Origin of the sequence: Nocardia sp. FDAARGOS_372, assembly GCF_002554515.1 — a bacterium.
GTDB lineage: Bacteria > Actinomycetota > Actinomycetes > Mycobacteriales > Mycobacteriaceae > Nocardia > Nocardia farcinica.
Map to the genome: position 1 here is coordinate 1,014,644 of NZ_PDDW01000001.1, position 19,011 is coordinate 1,033,654.

Sequence of the window (19,011 nt, forward strand, 5' to 3'; positions counted from 1 at the left end):
CGCCGCCGGGCTCGTCACGCGGTGACGGCGCGGCGGGCGTAGGCGCGCACGTCGGCGTCGCTGTCGGTGGTCGCACCGGTCAATCCGTCGTGCGCGCCGGGATGTTCGGGCCAGCGCGCCAGCGAGAGCACCGCGGCCTTGCGCACATCCAGGTGCGGGTCGCGCAGCGCCTCGACCAACAGCGGCACCGCCGCGTCGGCGGGCGCCCCGGCCAACCCCTTGGCCGCGCCGACCCGCACCTGCCACGCGGAATCACCCAGTGCCGCGGCCAGTTCGGCGCGGTCCGGTTCGGTGGCGCCGAGCGCGGCGTAGGCGGCCAGCGCCGCCGCGCGCACCAGGGGATCGCGATCGCCGGTCAGCGCGCGGATCACCGGGTGCCCGCCCGCGCCGATGGCGGCCAGCCCGTTGGCGACCGCCACGCGGACCTCGCGGTTGCCGTCCGTGGCCGCCGCCGAAACGCCCTCGACGTCGTCGAGGGCGACCAGCCCGCGCACGGCCTCGATGCGCACCCGGTGGTCCGGGTCGGCCAGTGCGGCGGTGAACTGCGCGGCCGTGCCCGCACGCCGTGCCCGCACCAGATCCAGCACCGTCGCACGGACCAGCGGATCGGGGGAGTCCAGCCGCTCGGCCAGCCCGGTCGCCCCCGGCAGCACCTCCACCAGTTCCCGCAGGCTCTCCGCGGCGGTGCGGCGCACGGCGGCGGCCGGATCGTCGAGCGCGCGCACCAGCGGCTCGGCGAAGCCGTCCGGGGTGTGCTCGGTGAGCACCGACAGTGCCGCCGCCCGCACGCCCGCGTCGGTGTCGGCGAGATACGGCGAAAGGTCCTCGACGGTGGGCGAATCCAGCGCGAGCAGGGTCACGATCCGTGGTGAGGGCGGTGCCGCGGGCGCGTCGGTGCGCGGCGCGGCGGGCGTGGCGTCCCGGTCGGGTGCCCGCCCGACCCGCACCCGCGGCTGTTCGACCGGCAGGTCCGGTCCCACCGACGGGATGTCGTCGAGCCCGGGCACCGGCACCAGGTAGGGTGCCACCGGCCGCTTGCGGAACTCCATCTCCCCGGCGGCGTTCTTGCGCAGGTTCAGGTGATAACGCCAGGCGCCGTCGTCGCGGGCGGGTAGGTCGGCGCGCTCGTGGTACAGCCCCCACCGGGACTCGGTGCGGGTCAGTGAACTGCGCGCGGCCATCTCGGCGCAGTCCCGGATGAAGGAGACCTCCGCCGCGCGCATCAACTCGTGCGGAGTGCGCGCGCCGATCCCGGCCACCTCCGCCCGCATCCGCTCGAAGGTCTCCACCGCCAGGGCCAGTTTGGTGGCGGTCTTGGGCGGGGCCACATAGTCGTTGACGAACCGGCGCAGCTTGTATTCCACCTGGGGCTGGGGCGGGCCGTCCGGCTGCCGCAGCGGCCGGTAGATCAGCTCGTGCGCGGCCGCCAGCTGATCCTCCGGGAGTTCCCCCGGCGCGGGCACCTCCGCGAGCGTGCCCGCGGCGTGCGCGCCCGCCAGGTCGCCGAAGACGAAGGCGCCGATCATGTAGTTGTGCGGCACGCAGGCCAGGTCACCGGCCGCGTACAGTCCGGGCACGGTGGTGCGGGCGTGCTCGTCCACCCACACCCCGGAGGCGGAATGCCCACTGCACAAACCGATCTCGGAGATGTGCATTTCGATGTCGTGGGTGCGGTAGTCGTGGCCGCGGTTGGCGTGGAAGGTGCCGCGCGTCGGGCGCTCGGTGGTGTGCAGGATGGATTCGAGGGTGCCGATGGTCTCCTCGGGCAGGTGGGAGACCTTGAGATAGATCGGGCCTTTCGCCGATTCGATCTCCCGCTTGACCTCGGCCATCATCTGGCCCGACCAGTAGTCGGAGTCCACGAACCGCTCGCCCGCCGCGTTGACCTGGTAGCCGCCGAACGGGTTGGCGACGTAGGCGCACGCCGGACCGTTGTAGTCCTTGATGAGCGGGTTGATCTGGAAGCACTCGATCCCGGACAGTTCCGCGCCCGCGTGATACGCCATCGCGTATCCGTCCCCGGCGTTGGTGGGGTTCTCGTAGGTGCCGTAGAGGTAGCCGCTGGCGGGCAGGCCGAGCCGTCCGCACGGGCCGGTCGCCAGGATCACCGCCTTGGCGGCGACGGCGACGAATTCGCCGGTGCGCGTGTGCAGGGCCGCCGCCCCGACGGCCCGCCCGCCCGCGGTGAGCACCCGCACCGGCATCAGCCGGTTCTCGATGCGGATGCGCTCGCGGTTCTCCCGCTTGCGCAACACGCGGTAGAGCGCCTTCTTGACGTCCTTGCCCTCCGGCATGGGCAGCACGTACGAGCCGGACCGGTGCACCCGCCGCACCGCGTACTCGCCGTACTCGTCCTTCTCGAACTTCACGCCGTAGCGTTCCAGGCGCTGCACCATCGCGAAACCACGGGTCGCCGTCTGATAGATCGTGCGCTGGTCGACGATGCCGTCGTTGGCGCGGGTGATCTCGGCGACGTAGTCCTCCGGGCTGGCCTTACCGGGGATGACGGCGTTGTTGACCCCGTCCATGCCCATCGCCAGCGCGCCGGAGTGCCGCACGTGCGCCTTCTCCAGCAGCACGTTCGCGCCGTGCTCGGCGGCGGTGAGCGCGGCCATCGTGCCCGCGGTGCCGCCGCCGATCACCAGGACGTCGCAGTCGAAGCGCAGGCGATCGGTCAACTCGGGGATCTTCACAGGTGCTCCAGGATCTCGGCCCGGACCGCGGGGCGGTCGCCGGGGGTACGCGGATCGGGCACCTCGACGAGGGCGCGCAGCACGCCTGCGCCGGTGGCGCCGCGGCCGAGCACGGCGATCCGGTCACCGAGGCGCAGCGCCTCGTCGAGGTCGTGGGTGACGAAGACGACGGTGGTGGGATGGGCCCGCCAGGTGTCGACGAGCAGTCGCTGCATGCCCGCCCTGGTCTGGGTGTCCAGCGCGCCGAACGGCTCGTCCATCAGCAGGGCGCGCGGCGCGGCGGCCAGCGCGCGGGCCAGCTGGACCCGCTGCCGCATGCCGCCGGACAGATCGCGCGGCAGGTAGTCGGCGTAGCCGGTGAGGCCGACCTCGTCGAGCCTGCGCAAGGCGAGTTCGCGCCGTTCGGGTCGGGGGACGCCGCGCAGCCGCAGCGCCAGTTCGATGTTGCGCCGTGCCGTGCGCCAGGGCAGCAGCGCGTCGTCCTGGAACACCAGCGCCCGGTCGGCCGACGGCCCGGTGACGAGCTCGCCGTCGGCGCGCACCGCCCCGGCCTCCGGCGGCCGCAGCCCGGCCAGCGCGCGCAGCAGGCTGGACTTGCCGCAGCCGGATTTGCCGACCACGACCAGGATCTCGCCCGGCGCGACGGTGAGGTCGAGCCGCTCCAGCACGGTCCGTTCGCGGTAACCGAGCCGCACGCCGTCGAGGGTGAGGCCCGCGGGCTCGCGGATCGCGGCGGTCGTCATCGCACCTCCCGCGGCAGCCAGCGGGTCAGGCGCCGCCCGGCCAGCTCCACCAGGCCGGAGGTGGCGAACCCGAGCACGCCGATGGTGATCATGCCGACGAACACCGCCGGATAGTCGACGATCGTGTACGACTGCCAGGTGCGATAGCCGAGGCCGAGGCGGCCGGAGATCATCTCCGCCGAGATCAGGCAGATCCAGGCCACGCCCATGCCCACCGACAGGCCGCTGAACACCCCGGGCAGGATGCCGGGGAACACCACCCGCACCAGCACGTCGGTGCGGGTGGCGCCGAGGGTGCGCACGGCGTCCTCCCAGATGGTCGGCAGCGCCCGTACCGCGTGCCGGGTGCTGACCAGCACCGGGAACAGCGAGGCGGTGAAGGTGATGAACACGATGCCGGACTCGTCGCTGGGGAACAGCAGGATCGCCACCGGCACCAGCGCGATCGCGGGGATCGGCCGCACCAGTTCGGTGAGCGGGCCGAACACGTCGCCGAGCAGACCGGAGCGGCCGAGGCCGATCCCGGCCAGCACACCGACGACGGCGGCCAGCCCGAAGCCGGTGACGATGCGGATCAGCGACTGCCCGATGTCGAGGTAGTACTCCTGCCTGCCCAGGTGCTCGCCGAACTCGGCGACGATCTCGGTCACCGTCGGCAGCGCGTCGAACCGCAACCCGGCGCGCACGTCGTTGACGGTGAGCAGCTGCCACAGCGCGATGGCCGCGGCCACCGAGACCACCCGGATCAGCCGGGAGCGCCACCGCGAGGCGCCCGCCGGGGTGTCCCGCGCCGGCTCGGCGACGGTGTCGGCGGGGGCGGCGGTGAGGGCGACGGTGCTCACGGCCGCACCTCCCGCACCGCCTGCTCGTAGGACACCGGCGCCGCGCCCGGATGCGCCTGCCGGTACCGCTCGGCCGCGGCCGCGGTGGTGAACGGCAGGTACCGGTCGCCGTCGCGCACCCAGACCGACTTGTCGGCGAACCAGCGGGTGCCCAGTTCGGCGTCGGGGACGTAGGCGGCCCGGATCACCGCACCGTTCGCCTGGGCGGCCCGGACGGCGCGCAGCAGGCAGGTGGGGTCGGCGGCGGGTTGCGGTGCGGGCGCGCCGTCCACCCACACCTCGCCGGCGGTGGCCGGGTCGGTGACCTCGGTGCCGCACACCGGGTCGGTGCCGCGGACCCGGTTCGGGTTGCCGGTGGCGGCCAGCGCGGTGTCGTAGTCGCCGAACGCCGCGAACGCCTCCCGCAGCGGGGCGGGGTCGACGAAGCGGTCGATGTCCAGGTCGGCGAAATCGCCGATCGACTTCAGGTACGGCACATCGCCTTTCAGCGCCTCGATCAGGCTGGGCTTCACGGTGGGGTCGAAGCTCGTACCGCCGGGACCGTTGTAGAGGTACACCACCTCGGGCGGTAGCCCGGAACCCTCGGCGACGAGCCGGGCCGCCTCGAACGGCTGCTCGTTGAGAAACCGCGTCGCGTCCAGCTGTGCGGCGAGGAAGGCCTGCAACACCTCCGGATGCTCGGCCGAGTACGCCCGCCGGGCGACCACGCCGTGGAAGGTCGGCACGTTCAGTTCGGCGCCGTCGTAGAGCAGCTTCGCCTTGTTCTGGAACACCAGCAGTCCGGGCCAGGCCACGAACTGCGACAGGCCGCTCACCTGGTGCGACTCCAGCGCGCTCGCCCCCACCTGCGGCTGCTGGTTGACCACTTCGACGCCGGTGGCCGGGTCGATGCCCGCCCGCGAGAGTGCCTGCACGAGCGTGCCGTGTCCGGCCGAACCGACACTGGCCGAGACCTTCTGCCTGGCCAGGTCGGCCAGCCGGGTGGCCGGCGAGTCGGTGGGCACCACCACCATGTTCAGCGCGCCCTTGGGGTTGTAGCCGGTCACCGAGACCAGCGCGGTGGCCGAGCGTTCGTTGGCCTGGGTGCGGGAACCGTTGATCAGCAGCGGGTAGTCGCCCATCGAGCCGATGTCGATCTTCTCCGCCACCATCTGCGCGGTGATCGGTGCGCCGGTGTCGTAGTCCTGCCACTCCACCTGGTAGCGCGCGCCACCGGCCGCGGTGATCGCGGCCAGCCGTTGTTCGAGGAAACCTTTGGCGCGCAACAAGGTTCCGGCGGTGACGGTGTTGATGGTCTTGGACTGGTAGCCGACGACGACCTGCACCGTGCCCGCCGGTGCGTCGTCGGAGGGTGCCAGGGAGCAGCCCGCCGCGGCGAGCGCGGCGGCGAGCAGGAGCGGGACGAGACGAGCTTTCATCGGGGACTTCCAGTTCAGCGGAGCAGGTAGGGCATGTTGACGGTGACGGCGCCGGTGGGGCAGCGGGCCGCGCACGGGCCGCAGTACCAACACTCGTCGACGTGCATGTAGGCCTTGCCGTTGTCGGGATTGATCGCCAGTGAGTCGAGCGGGCAGATCTCCACGCACAGCGTGCAGCCTTCGATGCACAGCGATTCGTCGATCGTGACGGGGATGTCGGCGCGCTGGTTCACCAGTGTCACTGGCGGACCCTCCATTCCGGATTGCTGCGGGACAAGCTGCCGCGCATGGTGATTCGGTCTCCGCGCATGCGGATGTACTCCAGGTCGACGGGTCGGCCGTCGTCGAGGCGGGTCAGCCGCTCCAGCATGAGCAGGGGCGCGCCCGCGGGGATGTCGAGGGTGGTGGCGGTGTGCGGGTCGGCCGCGACCGACTCGAGCGCCAGGTCCGCCGAACCGAGCGAGCACCCGGCGATCTGCTCGATGAGCACGAAGATGTCGGTGTTCTCCAGGTCGTGCGTGAGCACCTCGGCGCCGATGTCGGGGGAGAGGTAGGTCAGATCCAGGCTCAGCGGCAGGTCGGCGAGGTAACGCAGGCGCTCCACGTGCACGACACGTTCGCCGGGTGCCAGCGCGAGTCTGCGCGCCACCGCGGGCGGCGGGGTGCGGTGGGTGGCGACCCTGACCTCGTTGCGGACGGTGCCGTGGTCCTTGAGCGTCTCCTGCAGGCCCAGCAGCTCGTCGAGCCCGTGGTCGACTTTGCGCCGCGCCACCCGGGTGCCGATCTTGGGCGCGCGCTCGATCAGGCCCTCGTCTCGGAGCAGCGCCAGCGCCTCCCGCACGGTGTTGCGGGAGGCGGCGTATTCGGCGGCCAGCGCCTGCTCGCTCGGCAGCGCCCGCTCGAACGCCCCGGCGTGGATCTGATGGCGCAGCAGATCGGCGACCTGGCGCGCATGATCCGCGCGCAGCCGCCGCACCGGTGCGGGCTGTGCTCCCATCTCGTCCGCCTCTCCCTCGCTGACCTGCACGAACAGCGACGATAGACGGCGTCGAAGGCCCTGATTCCGGCGCGAAATCCGCGCCGTCGGCCGAGGCGTGGATTGCGCCGGTCGCACCGGCGATCCACCTGCGCAAACGCCCGGCTCCGGCGGCATTGCGCCACCCGGGGCCGGGCGTCTCGAGTTCGGATCAGGCCGAGCGAAATTCAGAACCAGGCGTCGCGCATCTCCAGCGTGGTGCGGTCGAGGGCGGCGAGCAGGTCCAGCTGCGGCCCGGTCCTGGGCAGTTCGAAGCGGAAGAAGTAGCGGGCGGCGGCGCGTTTGCCCGCGTAGAAGTCACCGTCGTGCCCGGCCGCGGCGACCGCCTGCTCGAGCCAGATCCAGGCCAGCACGATGTGCCCGAAGGCCTCCAGGTAGATCGTGGAGTTGGCCATGGTGGCCGCCGGGTCGCCGGCCGACAGCATGGCGGTGGTGACGGTGACCAGTCGTTGCCAGGACGCGTCGAGGGCCTCGGCCAGTTCGGCGGGCTCGCCGCCCAGCGCGCGGGCCGCCGCCACGCTCGCCGCGATCCGCTGGGCGAGCAACCGCAGCGAGGCGCCCTCGTGCTGGATCACCTTGCGGCCCAGCAGATCCATGCCCTGGATGCCGTGGGTGCCCTCGTGGATGGGGTTGAGCCGGTTGTCGCGGTAGTGCTGCTCCACGTCGTACTCACGGGTGTAGCCGTAGCCGCCGTGCACCTGGATGGCGAGATTGTTGGCCTCCAGGCACCACTGCGACGGCCAGCTCTTGGCGACGCCGGTGAGGATCTCCAGCAGCAGCGTGTGCTCGCGCGCCGACGCCGGATCGGTGCGGGCCAGGTCCACCAGGCGGTTGCAGTAGAGCAACAGCGCCAGCGCGCCCTCCACATAGGACTTCTGCGCCAGCAGCATCCGCTTCACGTCGGCGTGCTCGATGATCGGGATCTGCGGCGTGGCCGGGTCTTTGGCGGTGACCGCCCGGCCCTGCTGCCGCTCGCGGGCATAGCGCAGCGACTTCAGGTACCCGGTGTAGCCCAACGCGGTCGCCCCGAGCCCGACGCCGAGGCGGGCCTCGTTCATCATGTGGAACATGTAGGACAGGCCACGGTGCGGTTCGCCGACCAGGTAGCCGACCGCCCCGGCCGCGCCGCCCGGCGTGTGCCTGCCCTCGCCGAAGTTGAGCACCGTGTTGACGGTGCCGCGGTAGCCCATCTTGTGATTGAGTCCGGCGAGGGTCACGTCGTTGCGCGCACCGAGCGAACCGTCCGCATCCACCAGGTATTTCGGCACCACGAACAGCGAGATGCCCTTCGTGCCCGCCGGGCCGCCCGGAATCTTGGCCAGCACCAGGTGCACGATGTTCTCGGTCAGCTCGTGATCGCCGCCGGAGATCCACATCTTCGACCCGAACAGCCGGTAGGTGCCGTCCTCCTGCGGTTCGGCACGGGTCACGATGTCGGCCAGCGAGGAGCCCGCCTGCGGCTCCGACAGGCACATCGTGCCGGTGAACCGGCCCTCCACCATGGGCTTGACGAACCGGTCCACCTGCTCGGGGCTGCCGTGCGCGGCAAGCAGATTCGCATTGCCGATGGTGAGGAACACATAGCCCGCGGTGCCCACGTTCGCGGCCTGGAACCAGGCGAACCCGGCCGCCTCCACCACCGACGGCAACTGCATGCCGCCGACCTCGGCGTCCATCGCCGCGCCGACGAGGTTCGCCTTGCCGAACGCCTGCACCGCGTCCTTCACCTCGGGGATGATCGTCACCCGCTCGCCGTCGAAGCGCGGCTCCTGCGCGTCGTTGGCTTTGTTGTGCGGGGCGAAGTAGCGGGTGGCCAGGTCCTCGCACAGGTCGAGGAAGCCGTCGAAGGTCTCCCGGGAATGGTCGGCGAACCGCGCCCGCCCGGTCAGCTCCTCCACCCGCAACCACTCGTACAGCAGGAACTCCAGATCACGGCGGGAGATCAGGTCGGAACGCACGGGTCCATCCTCTCGTGGATTCTCGGGGCCGGGTCGGCCGTCGGCGATTGATACATTACCCGGCCTGTGTCGCGAAAAGGGTGGGGTTACCGATCCGGATTCTCGGCGTCGTAGCGCTCCCGGTTCGCCACCACCTCGTCCATGTGCGCTTCGGCCCAGAGCTTGATGCCGCGCATGACCCCGTGCAGGGACAGGCCGAGGTCGGTGAGTTCATAGGTGACCGTGACCGGCACGGTCGGGGTCACCGTGCGGGTGAGCATGCCGTCGCGTTCGAGCGAGCGCAGCGTCTGGGTGAGCATCTTCTGGCTGACGCCGGCCAGCCGCTGGGACAACTCGGAGTAGCGCATCGCGCGCGGCCGACCCGCCGGTGTGCCGGGCGGGTGCGGGCCGTCGCTGCCGAGGGCTGCCAGCACCAACGCCACCCATTTGCCGGAGATGCGCTCGAGCAACTGACGGCTGGGGCAGCCCGCGAGGAACGCGTCGTAGCCTGCCTGTGCCTCGGCGCGCTGTTGCGCGGCGGTCATGGTCGGCATGGCCGATCTCCTTTCGTGCTCCTCGGTGCCATACGCACTTTCAGGTGCCTACTTCCCGAGGGAGAGTTACCGCTCCATTGTGGAGTGGACAGCCGTTGCACACCAGAGGAGACCCGATGTCCCCCACCTTCCGCGCCGCCGTTGTCCGCACTCCGGGCGGACCCGACGCCATCGAGCTCATCGAGCTGCCCGTCAGCGCACCCGGACCCGGTGAGGTGCGGGTCGCCGTCGCCGCCGCCACGGTCAATCCGGTGGATCTGAGCACCGTCGGTGGGCTCTTCCACCAACTCGGCCTCATCCACCAGCCCGATCATGTCGGGATCGGCTGGGATTTCGCCGGGACCGTCGCCGCCGCCGGCGCGGGTGTCGACCTGCCGGTCGGCACCAGGGTCGCCGGTGTGCTCACCGGCTTCGACCGCGACCTGGGCGCCTACGCCGAACAGCTCGTCGTCCCGGCCGCCGCCGTCGCCCCCGTGCCCGATGCGCTCGACCTGCCGACCGCCGCCACCGTCGGCATCAACGGCCTGGCCGCGTCGCAGCTGGCCGAGTTGCTCGGCGACGGGCCGGGCCGGTTGCTGATCACCGGCGCGGCGGGCACCGTCGGCGCCTATCTGGTGCCGCTCGCCCGGGACCGCGGTTGGCAGGTCACCGGCCTGGCCCGCGCCGAGGACGAACCCTTCCTCCGCGGCCTCGGCGCCGAGTTCACCACCGCACCCGCGCCGGGCTTCGACGCCGTGGCCGACGCCGCCGCGCTGGGCGGACCCGCCCTCGCCCTGATCCGGGACGGCGGCACCTATCTGGGCGTGCGCCCCGGCATGGCGCCCGCCGCCGAACGCGACATCACCGTCGATGTGGTGGAGACGCGCCCCGACACCGCACGGCTCGCCGAACTTCTCGACGCCGCGGCGCGCGGCGTCCTGCCCACCCGCGTGCACGCCGTGGTCCCGCTGAGCGAGGCTGCCGCCGCGCACCGCGCCGTCGCCAAAGGTGGGGTCCGGGGGAAGTACGTGCTGGCGCCGTGAAGGGTCGCCGGCGGGTCGGAGGATTCGCGCCGGTTTGCCGATTGATTCGACATCGATCAATATCGATGCATGTCTAATCCGTCGCTTCCGGTGGCCCCCGTCGACGCCTGCCCGGCGGCTCCGCTGGTGCGGGAGCCGCTGAGCGAGCAGGCCGCGGCCGAGCTGGCCGTGGTGTTCAAGGCGTTGTCGGATCCGGTGCGGTTGCGGCTGCTCAGCTCGATCGCCTCCCGCGCGGACCAGCAGGCGTGCGTCTGTGATCTCTCGGCGGGGATCGAGCTGACCCAGCCGACCATCTCCCACCACCTGAAGGTGCTGCGCGAGGCGGGCCTGCTGACCAGCGAGCGGCGCGCGTCCTGGGTGTACTACCGGGTGGTGCCCGGTGCCTTCGCGCGGTTGTCGCAGGTGCTGCCGGTGCCGGCGCGCCGCGGTGACGAGGTGCCCGCGTGACCACCGCGCCGGACGCGGTGGTGGGCAAGCTGTCGACACCGGACCGGTTGCTGCCGGTGTGGATCGGCGCCGCCATGGCGGCGGGATTGTTGCTCGGGCGGCTGGTGCCGGGACTCGGCGATGTGCTGAGCGCGATCGAGATCGACGGCATCTCGCTGCCCATCGCGGCGGGACTGCTGATCATGATGTACCCGGTGCTGGCGAAGGTGCGCTACGACCGCCTCGACACCGTCATCGGTGATCGTCGCCTGCTGGCCGGATCGCTGCTGCTGAACTGGGTCGTGGGGCCCGCGCTGATGTTCGCACTGGCCTGGATCTTCCTGCCGGACCTGCCCGAGTACCGCACCGGGTTGATCATCGTCGGGCTCGCGCGCTGCATCGCGATGGTGATCATCTGGAACGATCTGGCCTGCGGTGACCGTGAGGCCGCCGCCGTGCTCGTCGCGTTGAACTCGGTGTTCCAGGTCCTCATGTTCGCTGTGCTCGGCTGGTTCTATCTGTCGGTCCTGCCCGGCAGGCTCGGCCTCGAGCAGGCCGCCATCGACGCCTCGCCGTGGCAGATCGCCCGCTCGGTGCTGATCTTCCTCGGCGTCCCGGTGGCGGCGGGCTACCTGACCCGGCGACTCGGGGAGCGGGCGAAGGGGCGCGACTGGTACGAGGGCCGGCTGCTGCCCGCGCTCGCTCCGTGGGCGCGCTACGGCCTGCTGTTCACCATCGTCATCCTGTTCGCTCTCCAAGGCGAACGGATCACCGCCCAGCCGCTGGACGTGGCCCGGGTCGCGCTACCGCTGCTGGTCTACTTCGCCCTCATGTGGGGTGGCGGCTATCTGCTCGGCGCCACGCTCGGAGTCGGTTACGCGCGCACCACCACGCTGGCGTTCACCGCCGCGGGCAACAATTTCGAACTCGCGATCGCCGTCGCCGTCGCCACCTACGGCGCCACGTCCGGCCAGGCTCTCGCCGGTGTCGTCGGACCCCTCATCGAAGTCCCCGTCCTGGTCGCCCTGGTCTACGTCTCGCTGGCCCTGCGCCCCCGCTTCCGCACCGGCGGGGGATCCCGGCCGACCCCGGCCACCGTCGACATGCCCACCAGCTGAAAGGCCCGTCCGCGATGCGCAACCACAAGCCTCGCGTCCTGTTCGTGTGTGTCCACAACGCCGGACGCTCGCAGATGGCCGCCGCATTCCTGGCCCACCTCGCCGGTGCTGCCGTCGAGGTGGATTCGGTCGGCAGCGATCCCGCCGACCACATCAACCCGGTCGCCGTCGAGGCCATGCGGGAGGTCGGCCTCGACCTGGCCGCCCGCCGCCCGCAGCGGCTCACCTACGCGGCGGTCGACGCCGCCGATGTGGTCATCACCATGGGCTGCGGCGACGCCTGCCCGGTGCTGCCCGGCACCACCTACCGCGACTGGAAACTGGACGACCCGGCGGGCAAGGGGATCGACGCGGTCCGGCCCATCCGCGACGAAATCCGTGCCAGGATCGAAGAACTCGTCGCCGAACTGGTGCCGGACCGCGCCTGATCGGCATGGCGTGGGCGGGCAGGCGCGGTCCGCCGCCGCAGCGGCCGGAGTGCTCGCGGCGGAATGCGGGGTGCGCCGGCGGTCGCGGCCGTCAGCCCACGGCGGACGGCGTGCAGCACGACACGGTCGGCTCGGTCCCGCCGTCTCCCTCGGCGGACGCGCCGGAACCGCAGCACGCCCGCACGGCCTGCCGATCATCCCGCTCGGTCGATTCCGGTGCGGCGCCGAAGTGTTCGGTATCGGACAGCACCGTGTACACCTCCCATCGCTCCGCGTCCGGACCGGTCACCCACACCTTGTCCTGGGTGGCGAAGCAACACGTCGTGGCCATCTGCTCCTCGGTGAACAGGCCGGCCTGCGACAGGCGCGCGATCTCGGCGTGCACCTGCTCGGAGGAGTCCACCTCCACGCCGAGGTGGTTCACGCTGCCGCCCCGGCCGGGATTCTCGATGAGCACCAGTTTGAGCGGGGGCTCGTCGATCGCGAAGTTCGCGTATCCGGGCTTGCGCTTGGCCGGTTCGGCGCCGAACAGCGTCGAATAGAAGCCGACCGCCTGCTCGAGATCGTCGACGTTGAGCGCGAGTTGGACTCGGGACATCGGAATCACCACCTGTATTACATATGTCGAAAAGCTGGACAGGCATGAGTCTGCCACCTTTTCGACATATGTCAATACAGTGCGTAGGATGGGGTCATGCCGAAAGCACTGCCCGTCATCGACATGACCGCCCCGGTCTGCTGCCCGCCGGTCGCCGCCGGACCGGTCGACGACGAGGCGGCCCTGCACGTCGCGCTGCGGTTGAAGGCGCTGGCCGACCCGGTCCGGGTCAAGCTCGTGTCACTGCTGCTGGCCGGGGCCGACACCGGACGCAACGGGGGAGAACTGGCCGCGGCCGTCGGCCTCGCCGAGTCCACGGTCAGCCACCACCTGGGTCAGCTCCGCAAGGCCGGGCTGGTCACCTCCGAACGCCAGGGCATGACGGTCGTGCACCGCGTCCACCGCGACGCACTCGCCGCCCTCTGCGTCGTCCTCGACCCGAACTGCTGCCGGTAGCAGTCAGCCCGTCACGCCAGGTCCTCCAGCAACGTCAGGATCGCCCGCGCCATCGCGGCCGGGTCGCCGTCCTCGGGACGCAACACCAGCGCCGGGGACTCCGGCGCCTCGTAGGGGTCATCGATGCCGGTGAACCCCGAGATCTCCCCGGCGCGTGCCTTGGCGTACATCCCCTTCGGATCCCGCGACTCGCAGATCTCCAGCGGCGTGTCCACGAACACCTCGACGAACGGCAGGCCCGCCGCCTCGTGCACGGCGCGCGCCCGCTCGCGATCGGCGCGGTAGGGGCTGATCAGGGAGACCACCGCGATGACGCCCGCGTCGGCGAACAGGCGGGCGACCTCGCCGACCCGGCGCACGTTCTCGGCGCGGTCGGCCGCGGAGAAGCCGAGATCGGCGTTGAGTCCGTGCCGCAGGTTGTCGCCGTCGAGGAGGAAGGCCGGACGGCCCTCCGCGACCAGCCTGCGCTCCAATTCCACCGCCACCGTGGACTTTCCGGAGCCGGACAGGCCGGTCAGCCACACCGTGGCCCCGCGGGTGGGTCGCTCCTGCCTGCCGACGGCGGTGGAATGCCACACCACCTGGGTGGTGGGCAGGGTGGGGCCGCTGATCATGCCTGCGGCGACGGTGTTGCCGGTGGCGTCGTCGACGAGGATGAAACTGCCGGTGGTGCGGTTGCGCCGGTAGGGGTCGAACAGCAGGGGCTGGCGGGTGTGCAGCTGGATGCGCCCGATCTCGTTGAGCGACAACGACGGCGCCGAATCGTCGCGGTGCAGGGTGTTGATGTCGAGCCGGTAGTCCAGGCGGCGGATCTCGGCGGTCACCGAGCGGGTGGTGTGTTGGAGGGTGTAGCGGGCGCCGGGGGTGAGCTGGGTGTCCTCGGCGAACCAGCACACCATCGCGTCGATGTCGCGGCCCACCTGCGGGCGGTTGGCGGGCCGGCAGATCAGGTCGCCGCGGGAGACGTCGAGCTGATCGCTCAGCTGCACGGTGACCGCCTGCGGCGGAAACGCCTCCGTGACCGGCTTGCCGCCCGGCCCCCAGATCGCGGCCACCGTGGTGGACAGTCCCGAGGGCAGCACCGTCACCTCGTCGCCGGGCTTGAACACCCCGCCCGCGACGGTGCCCGCGTAGCCGCGGAAGTCCTTGGCGTGGCTGCGGGTCACGTACTGCACGGGGAAGCGGGCGTCGATGAGGTTGCGGTCGGAGGCGATGTGCACCTCCTCGAGGTGGTGCAGCAGGGGAGTGCCCTCGTACCACGGCATGTTCGCGCCGCGGTGCACGATGTTGTCGCCCTGCAGGGCCGACACCGGGATGAAGCTGAGGTCGGTGACGTCGAGTTTGGTGGCGAAACCGGCGAATTCGTCGCGGATCTCGCCGAACCGCGCGCCGGACCAGTCGACCAGATCCATCTTGTTCACGCACAGCACCAGGTGCCCGATGCCGAGCAGGCTCGCCAGGAACGCGTGCCTGCGCGTCTGCTCCACCACGCCCTTGCGGGCGTCCACCAGGATCAGCGCGACGTCGGCGGTGGAGGCCCCGGTGACCATGTTGCGGGTGTACTGGATGTGGCCGGGGGTGTCGGCGATGATGAATTTGCGCCGCGGCGTGGCGAAGTAGCGGTGCGCGACGTCGATGGTGATGCCCTGTTCGCGTTCGGCGCGCAGGCCGTCGGTGAGCAGCGCGAGGTCGGGGTAGGCGTCGCCGCGGTCGCGGCTGGTGCGCTCCACGGCGGCGAGCTGATCGGTGAACAGGCTCTTGGAGTCGTAGAGCAGCCTGCCGATGAGGGTGGATTTGCCGTCGTCGACGCTGCCCGCGGTGGCCAGGCGCAACAGGGTGGTGGCGGCCATCAGAAGTACCCTTCTCGTTTGCGATCTTCCATGCCCGCCTCGGAGATGCGGTCGTCGGCGCGGGTGGCGCCCCGTTCGGTGATCCGCGCGGCGGCGACCTCGGCCACCACCTCCGCGGGGGTGGCGGCGGCCGACTCGACGCAGCCGGTGCAGGTGGCGTCACCGACGGTGCGGAACCGCACGGTGGCCTCGTAGGGCTGCTCGCCGTCGAGCAGGTGCAGGAACCTGGTGTGCGCCAACAGCATTCCGTCGCGCTGCACGACCGGCCTGCGATGCGCGTAGTACAGCGGGGGCAGGTCGATGCCCTCGGCGGCGATGTAGCTCCAGATGTCGAGTTCGGTCCAGTTCGACAACGGGAACACCCGGATGTGTTCGCCGCGGCGATGCCTGCCGTTGTAGAGGTTCCACAGTTCGGGGCGCTGGTTGCGCGGTTCCCATTGGCCGTAGGCGTCGCGGAAGCTGAACACGCGCTCCTTGGCGCGGGCCTTCTCCTCGTCGCGGCGCGCGCCACCGAACACCGCGTCGAATCCGCCCTCGCGGATCGTGCGCAGCAGGGTGGCGGTCTGCAACCGGTTGCGGGATGCGCGCGGCCCGGTCTCCTCGACCACCCGGCCCGCGTCGATGTCGTCCTGCACCCGCCCGACCAACAGCCGCAGGCCCAGGCGCTCGACGGTGCGATCGCGGAACTCGATCACCTCGTCGAAGTTGTGCCCGGTGTCGATGTGCAGCACCGGGAACGGCAGCGGCGCCGGCCAGAAGGCCTTGGCCGCCAGGTGCAGCATCACCACCGAATCCTTGCCGCCGGAGAACAGCAGCACCGGCCGTTCGAAGGTTGCCGCGACTTCCCGGAATATGTGTGCCGACTCGGCCTCGAGCGTGTCCAGATGGGGCAGCTCGTAGGTGTTCGCCGTCGACTTCGCGTACTGGCTCACGCTTGAAAACTAGAACACGTTTCTGTGTTAGGTCAATGGGTGCGCGCGGGCTTGCGTCCGCCCGAGGCGGCGGTCACCGCGTCGGCCGCGGCCACCAGCGCGCTGCCGCGGCGGTGGATCTCCGCGCCGGTGATCGAGGCGCCCACGTACATCGTCAGCACCATGTTCTGCCTGCCGTCCCCGCCGTAGGTCGGGGCGGCCAGCAGGCTCACCGGATGTTCCTTGCGCGGGCGAAGATCCGCGCCGAGGTAGACCCGTTCGCCCAGGCTGGTGACCAGTTCACCGACGATCTCGCGCAGCTCGGCGGGCAGGTCTCGGTCGGCGACACCGGCCAGTAGCGCGTAGAGCCGCCGCCCGGCCGTGGTGAGGCTCTCCACCAGGTAGCCGCGCTCCCGGCACTCGGCCACCACCTGGCGCAACCGTGTCTCGTCCTGTTCCAGCGGGACCGCAGGCGGCAGGGCGAGCCAGGCGTCGAGTGCCGCGTCGTGGTCCCAGAGCACGTACATCAGGCCCACCGGCGGGGCGAAGTGATAGGACGCGCCCACCTTCACCATGCCCGGGCCGGTGCTCTCCAGCACCGAGATCCGGTCGCCGACCACCGCCGAGGCGGTGCAGGTGGTGCGGTAGGTCTCGCTGAGTTTCGCCAGCTCGGCGCGGGCGATGGCGGAGATGGCAAAGCTGTCCTGGGCCACCCGGCCCGCGGCGATGAGGGCGGGGCCGAGGCCGTAGGTGTGCAGGTGCGGGTCGCGCACCAGGTAGCCGGCGGCGGTGAGCTCGTTGAGGATGCCCAGGCAGGTGGGCTTGGCCAGGTCGAGCGCCCGCGCCAGCTCCGAGAGGCCGAAGCGCTTGCCGCGCTGCTCGACGAGGAAGTCCAGCACCTGGATCACCCGGGCGGTCGGTGCGGATCTGCGCGCGGTCATGGACAACTCCTAGAACAGGTTCTAATCTTGCTTCCATCGAAATGTACCAGAGCGGTACATATCTGGAACACCGGAGAGAGCCTCTTGCTGACCCAACCGTTCGCGGACGCCATGGCCGCCGCCGAGCAGATCATCACCGAAGCGCCGCATATCCGGACCGAGCAGGATCTCGTCGAGGGCTACGACTACCTCGCGGGCAGTATCCGCGCCTGCATGCAGCTCGCGTGGGCCTACGACCGGGATTTCCCGTTCTTCGCCCGCTCCACGGCGCAGTACACCAAGATGGGTCTGGACAATCCGGACACCCTCTACTTCCACACGTTCCTGCGCCCGGACGCCGAATACGTCGTCACCGGGCGCCGGGGCACCACCCGCGATCTGAGCTTCCAGGTGCTCAACGGCAACTACTCGCCGGTCGACGTGCCCGACAGCGAGACGGCCTTCGACGACCGCGAACTCGACATCGCCCCGGACGGCAGCTACGAACTGCGCCTCGGGCCCGGGCCCGGCCGTCGCGGTTACGTGCACCTGGCCGAGGATTCGGCCATGCTCGTGGTCCGCGAGGTGTTCGGGGACTGGTCCGAGCAGCCGGGCAGCCTGCGCATCCAGCGCGTCGACACCATCGGTGTGGCGCCGCCCGCGCCCAGCCGCGATCTGCTCGCCAAGCGGTACGAGATCGCGGGCAAGATGCTGGTCTCCCGGCTGCGGACCTTCCTGGCCTTCCCCGAGTGGTTCTACCTGAACCTGCCGGTGAACACGATGACCGAACCGCGCCCCACCCCCGGTGGCCTGGCCACCCAGTTCTCCTCGGTCGGCCACTACGACCTCACCGACGACCAGGCGATGATCATCACCGTCCCGAAGTCGGACGCGCCCTACCAGGGCTTCCAGCTGGGCAGCATGTGGTACATCTCGCTGGACTACATCAATCACCAGACCAGCCTCAACGCCGACCAGGCCCGGGTGGACCCGGACGGCATGATCCGGCTGGTCGTCGCCGAACGCGACCCCGGCCTGGTCAACTGGATCGAACGCACCGGGCACGCCCGCGGCTACCTCCAGTTCCGCTGGCAGCGGCTCTCCCGGGAACTGAAACCCGAGGACGGCCCGACCGTGGAGATCGTGCCGATGGACGAGCTGCCCGCGCGGCTGCCCTACTACGAGGACGCCCGGGTCACCCCCGAGGAGTGGAAGGCGCGGATCGCCGCGCGTCAGGTCGCGGTCGCGGAGAGGATGCTGGGCTGATGTTGTTGCAGGACAAGGTGGTCGTCGTCTCCGGCGTGGGTCCGGGACTGGGCCGGGCGATCGCGGTGCAGAGCGCCAAGGCCGGCGCAGACGTGGTGCTGGCCTCGCGGACCGAATCGCGGCTCACCGAGGTGGCGAAGGAGATCGGCGAGCTGGGCAGGCGGGCCCTGGCGGTGCCCACCGACATCAGGAACGAGGACGCGGTGCGCGCCCTGGTGGAGACCACCCGCGCGGAGTTCGGTCGGGTGGACACCGTGGTGAACAACGCGTTCGCCATCCCGCCGCTGGCCGACCTGGCCGAGGTCGACCTCGACCAGGTGCGCGCGGGCTTCGAGACCAACGTGTTGGCGGCGCTGCGGCTGACCCGCGCCTTCATCCCCGACCTCGCCGCGTCCACCGGCTCGGTGGTGATGATCAATTCGGCCGTGCTGCACCACTCCCGGCGCACCTTCGGCCCCTACAAGATGGCCAAGTCGAGCCTGCTCGCACTCGCCCAGAGCCTGGCCACCGAGCTGGGCCCGCAGGGCATCCGCGTCAATTCCGTGGCGCCGGGCTATATCTGGGCCGACAACCTGAAGTGGTACTTCAACTACCTGGCCGAGCAGCGCGGCATCACCGCCGAGGAGGTCTACGCCGAGACCGCGAGCACCATCGACCTGCGCAAGCTGCCCGAACCCGACGAGATCGCCGACGCGGTCGTGTTCTTCGCCTCGTCGCTGGCGCGGGCGATCACCGGCGCGTGCCTGGACGTCAACGCGGGCGAGTACCACCACTGATGAGGAGAACACAGGAC

The 19,011-nt window shown here is 70.9% G+C and carries 19 protein-coding genes; 7 read left to right on the forward strand and 12 right to left on the reverse strand.

The window, feature by feature from the left end:
- Positions 1–14: 14 nt before the first annotated feature.
- The 8 genes from CRM89_RS05185 to CRM89_RS05220 all read right to left on the reverse strand — a co-directional run bounded on the left by CRM89_RS05185 (position 15) and on the right by CRM89_RS05220 (position 9,223).
- Positions 15–2,693 (reverse strand): fumarate reductase/succinate dehydrogenase flavoprotein subunit, encoded by a 2,679-nt coding sequence (locus CRM89_RS05185; RefSeq protein WP_098083358.1) that lies wholly within the window; start codon positions 2,691–2,693, stop codon positions 15–17.
- The gene (locus CRM89_RS05190; protein ID WP_011208974.1) at positions 2,690–3,436 is read right to left on the reverse strand and encodes an ABC transporter ATP-binding protein; all 747 of its coding nucleotides are present in this window, start codon (positions 3,434–3,436) and stop codon (positions 2,690–2,692) included. Before CRM89_RS05190 ends, CRM89_RS05185 begins: the two co-directional genes overlap by 4 nt.
- Positions 3,433–4,278, reverse strand: a complete 846-nt coding sequence (locus tag CRM89_RS05195; protein ID WP_060591715.1) for an ABC transporter permease — start codon at positions 4,276–4,278, stop codon at positions 3,433–3,435. Before CRM89_RS05195 ends, CRM89_RS05190 begins: the two co-directional genes overlap by 4 nt.
- Positions 4,275–5,696, reverse strand: a complete 1,422-nt coding sequence (locus tag CRM89_RS05200) for an ABC transporter substrate-binding protein (protein ID WP_098083359.1) — start codon at positions 5,694–5,696, stop codon at positions 4,275–4,277. Before CRM89_RS05200 ends, CRM89_RS05195 begins: the two co-directional genes overlap by 4 nt.
- A gap of 14 nt (positions 5,697–5,710) precedes the next feature.
- Positions 5,711–5,938 carry a ferredoxin family protein gene (locus CRM89_RS05205; protein ID WP_011208977.1) on the reverse strand — a complete coding sequence of 76 codons (228 nt, stop codon included), beginning with the start codon at positions 5,936–5,938 and terminating at the stop codon, positions 5,711–5,713.
- Positions 5,935–6,693: a GntR family transcriptional regulator gene (locus CRM89_RS05210; protein WP_060593372.1), complete on the reverse strand. Its 759-nt coding sequence runs from the start codon at positions 6,691–6,693 to the stop codon at positions 5,935–5,937. Before CRM89_RS05210 ends, CRM89_RS05205 begins: the two co-directional genes overlap by 4 nt.
- A gap of 206 nt (positions 6,694–6,899) precedes the next feature.
- Positions 6,900–8,690, reverse strand: a complete 1,791-nt coding sequence (locus CRM89_RS05215) for an acyl-CoA dehydrogenase (protein ID WP_098083360.1) — start codon at positions 8,688–8,690, stop codon at positions 6,900–6,902.
- An 86-nt stretch (positions 8,691–8,776) separates the two neighbouring features.
- Positions 8,777–9,223, reverse strand: a complete 447-nt coding sequence (locus tag CRM89_RS05220) for a helix-turn-helix domain-containing protein (RefSeq protein WP_060591708.1) — start codon at positions 9,221–9,223, stop codon at positions 8,777–8,779.
- A gap of 116 nt (positions 9,224–9,339) precedes the next feature.
- On the opposite strand from CRM89_RS05220, the gene CRM89_RS05225 reads away from it, so the two are divergent.
- From CRM89_RS05225 to CRM89_RS05240, 4 genes are all read left to right on the forward strand, one after another.
- Complete coding sequence (locus CRM89_RS05225) at positions 9,340–10,245, forward strand: alcohol dehydrogenase catalytic domain-containing protein (protein WP_098083361.1); 906 nt, start codon at positions 9,340–9,342, stop codon at positions 10,243–10,245.
- 69 nt (positions 10,246–10,314) lie between these two features.
- On the forward strand, positions 10,315–10,692 hold the full coding sequence (locus CRM89_RS05230) for a helix-turn-helix transcriptional regulator (RefSeq protein WP_098083362.1): 378 nt from the start codon (positions 10,315–10,317) through the stop codon (positions 10,690–10,692).
- Entirely contained in the window at positions 10,689–11,789 is a 1,101-nt protein-coding gene (gene arsB, locus CRM89_RS05235; protein ID WP_098083363.1) for an ACR3 family arsenite efflux transporter, read from the forward strand. The genes CRM89_RS05230 and arsB overlap by 4 nt, the downstream gene beginning before the upstream one ends.
- Before the next feature lie 14 nt (positions 11,790–11,803).
- Positions 11,804–12,217 carry an arsenate reductase ArsC gene (locus CRM89_RS05240; protein WP_098083364.1) on the forward strand — a complete coding sequence of 138 codons (414 nt, stop codon included), beginning with the start codon at positions 11,804–11,806 and terminating at the stop codon, positions 12,215–12,217.
- A gap of 91 nt (positions 12,218–12,308) precedes the next feature.
- Here CRM89_RS05240 and CRM89_RS05245 read toward each other — a convergent pair whose 3' ends face one another.
- Positions 12,309–12,815, reverse strand: a complete 507-nt coding sequence (locus tag CRM89_RS05245; RefSeq protein WP_060593371.1) for an ArsI/CadI family heavy metal resistance metalloenzyme — start codon at positions 12,813–12,815, stop codon at positions 12,309–12,311.
- Positions 12,816–12,911: 96 nt separating this feature from the next.
- Between CRM89_RS05245 and CRM89_RS05250 the strand changes: the two genes are divergently transcribed.
- Positions 12,912–13,271, forward strand: a complete 360-nt coding sequence (locus tag CRM89_RS05250) for an Rv2640c family ArsR-like transcriptional regulator (protein ID WP_011208985.1) — start codon at positions 12,912–12,914, stop codon at positions 13,269–13,271.
- Positions 13,272–13,282: 11 nt separating this feature from the next.
- Here the strand turns inward: CRM89_RS05250 and cysC are convergent, their stop codons facing one another.
- Genes cysC through CRM89_RS05265 form a run of 3 tightly spaced genes read right to left on the reverse strand, consistent with a single transcriptional unit; the run spans position 13,283 to position 16,973 of the window.
- Entirely contained in the window at positions 13,283–15,121 is a 1,839-nt protein-coding gene (gene cysC / locus CRM89_RS05255) for an adenylyl-sulfate kinase (RefSeq protein ID WP_098083365.1), read from the reverse strand.
- The gene (cysD, locus tag CRM89_RS05260; RefSeq protein WP_011208987.1) at positions 15,121–16,053 is read right to left on the reverse strand and encodes a sulfate adenylyltransferase subunit CysD; all 933 of its coding nucleotides are present in this window, start codon (positions 16,051–16,053) and stop codon (positions 15,121–15,123) included. Before cysD ends, cysC begins: the two co-directional genes overlap by 1 nt.
- Positions 16,054–16,085: 32 nt before the next feature.
- Positions 16,086–16,973: a helix-turn-helix domain-containing protein gene (locus CRM89_RS05265; RefSeq protein WP_086847843.1), complete on the reverse strand. Its 888-nt coding sequence runs from the start codon at positions 16,971–16,973 to the stop codon at positions 16,086–16,088.
- Positions 16,974–17,057: 84 nt separating this feature from the next.
- Here CRM89_RS05265 and CRM89_RS05270 point away from each other — a divergent pair, with 84 nt between their 5' ends.
- On the forward strand, positions 17,058–18,218 hold the full coding sequence (locus CRM89_RS05270; RefSeq protein WP_098083366.1) for a hypothetical protein: 1,161 nt from the start codon (positions 17,058–17,060) through the stop codon (positions 18,216–18,218).
- On the forward strand, positions 18,218–18,994 hold the full coding sequence (locus CRM89_RS05275) for an SDR family oxidoreductase (RefSeq protein ID WP_011208990.1): 777 nt from the start codon (positions 18,218–18,220) through the stop codon (positions 18,992–18,994). The genes CRM89_RS05270 and CRM89_RS05275 overlap by 1 nt, the downstream gene beginning before the upstream one ends.
- Positions 18,995–19,011 lie beyond the last annotated feature (17 nt).

Coding starts and splice junctions, on each gene's coding strand:
- CRM89_RS05190 (WP_011208974.1), bottom strand. CDS start 3,436: ATGACGACCGCCGCGATCCGCGAGCCCGCGGGCCTCACCCTCGACGGC.
- CRM89_RS05200 (WP_098083359.1), bottom strand. CDS start 5,696: ATGAAAGCTCGTCTCGTCCCGCTCCTGCTCGCCGCCGCGCTCGCCGCG.
- CRM89_RS05210 (WP_060593372.1), bottom strand. CDS start 6,693: ATGGGAGCACAGCCCGCACCGGTGCGGCGGCTGCGCGCGGATCATGCG.
- CRM89_RS05220 (WP_060591708.1), bottom strand. CDS start 9,223: ATGCCGACCATGACCGCCGCGCAACAGCGCGCCGAGGCACAGGCAGGC.
- CRM89_RS05225 (WP_098083361.1), top strand. CDS start 9,340: ATGTCCCCCACCTTCCGCGCCGCCGTTGTCCGCACTCCGGGCGGACCC.
- CRM89_RS05230 (WP_098083362.1), top strand. CDS start 10,315: ATGTCTAATCCGTCGCTTCCGGTGGCCCCCGTCGACGCCTGCCCGGCG.
- CRM89_RS05240 (WP_098083364.1), top strand. CDS start 11,804: ATGCGCAACCACAAGCCTCGCGTCCTGTTCGTGTGTGTCCACAACGCC.
- CRM89_RS05245 (WP_060593371.1), bottom strand. CDS start 12,815: ATGTCCCGAGTCCAACTCGCGCTCAACGTCGACGATCTCGAGCAGGCG.
- CRM89_RS05250 (WP_011208985.1), top strand. CDS start 12,912: ATGCCGAAAGCACTGCCCGTCATCGACATGACCGCCCCGGTCTGCTGC.
- cysC (WP_098083365.1), bottom strand. CDS start 15,121: ATGGCCGCCACCACCCTGTTGCGCCTGGCCACCGCGGGCAGCGTCGAC.
- CRM89_RS05265 (WP_086847843.1), bottom strand. CDS start 16,973: ATGACCGCGCGCAGATCCGCACCGACCGCCCGGGTGATCCAGGTGCTG.
- CRM89_RS05275 (WP_011208990.1), top strand. CDS start 18,218: ATGTTGTTGCAGGACAAGGTGGTCGTCGTCTCCGGCGTGGGTCCGGGA.